The organism is Campylobacter sp. RM5063 (genome assembly GCF_024723655.1).
Taxonomy (GTDB): domain Bacteria; phylum Campylobacterota; class Campylobacteria; order Campylobacterales; family Campylobacteraceae; genus Campylobacter_D; species Campylobacter_D lari_D.
Genome location: NZ_JANQDA010000056.1, coordinates 1 through 975 on the forward strand (window position 1 = coordinate 1; position 975 = coordinate 975).

Annotated in this window: 2 protein-coding genes and 1 pseudogene; all 3 read right to left on the reverse strand. The window is 25.0% G+C overall.

Annotated features, from left to right (window positions below):
- A pseudogene (locus CAMP5063_RS08315) lies at window positions 1-194 on the reverse strand (hypothetical protein); the annotation flags it as partial.
- Between the two features lie 91 nt (window positions 195-285).
- Window positions 286-555, reverse strand: coding sequence for a type II toxin-antitoxin system RelE/ParE family toxin (locus tag CAMP5063_RS08320; protein ID WP_144667570.1), 270 nt, complete (start codon window positions 553-555; stop codon window positions 286-288).
- Entirely contained in the window at window positions 545-766 is a 222-nt protein-coding gene (locus CAMP5063_RS08325) for a hypothetical protein (RefSeq protein WP_337195161.1), read from the reverse strand. Before CAMP5063_RS08325 ends, CAMP5063_RS08320 begins: the two co-directional genes overlap by 11 nt.
- Between the last annotated feature and the right edge of the window lie 209 nt (window positions 767-975).

A 975-nucleotide genomic window follows, 5' to 3' on the forward strand; every position in this document is an offset into this window, starting at 1 on the left:
TCACTTTCTTTGTGTTTTACCATATCATCTAAATCACATTTTTCTATAAACTCATAATCTTTAGCAAAAACTTCATTTTCTACATCAAATAAATCTTGAGAATAGCCATTAAGATTAGCTGGATCATAAGTATAAAAACTTACTACACATTCTCTCATAGCTTTTTGTATTTCTTCTTGGGATAATTTTTCCATAGTGTTTTCCTTTTTTTCTTTTTATAGTGACATAAGTGACTTAATGTGTAGTTATGGATTTTATTAACTTGATTAATTTAACTTCAATTATTTAAAACAACTCACTATGAGAACCTATATTAATACAGGTTAAAATAAGCTTATCATCTTGTTTTTGATAAATTAAGAGCAAATCAGGTTTTACATGACACTCTCTAAGATCTTTAAATTCACCTTTTAGTTTATGATCCTTGTATTTTCTTTCAAGAGTTTCATTGTTAGATAAGCGATAAACTATTTCATCTACTAAATCTTTTTCTTTTAGTGTTAGCTTCTTGTAATTTTTCTTGTATTCTTTTAAAACTCTAATTTCATATTTCACGCATAGCCCTTTTATACTCATCAAAGTTTTTAAAAGTTTCATATTCTCCATTTTTCATTTCTTCTAAAGCTTTTTTCATAGAACTTTGTTTTTTCTCATCTGGGATATCATACTCTAATAAACAATAACTAGCTCTTAGGCTTTTAGCCAAACTCTCAAAAACAGGCAAAAAATCCTTATCAAATCCACTAATTTCAATTTTGATAGCCATTTAAATATCCTTTCTTGTATAATTTTATTTTTTGTTATAACATAAAGGATTTTATTATAACATACTCTCCAAGCATAAATAAAGGGGTTTCTAGTGCCAACAATTCTAGTCTACTTTTGTAAAATATTTTTGTTCAAATATAATAAAAGCATTTATAATTCTAAAAATAATATATAGAAAATATAAAAATTAAAAACCGTTTGCTTTTA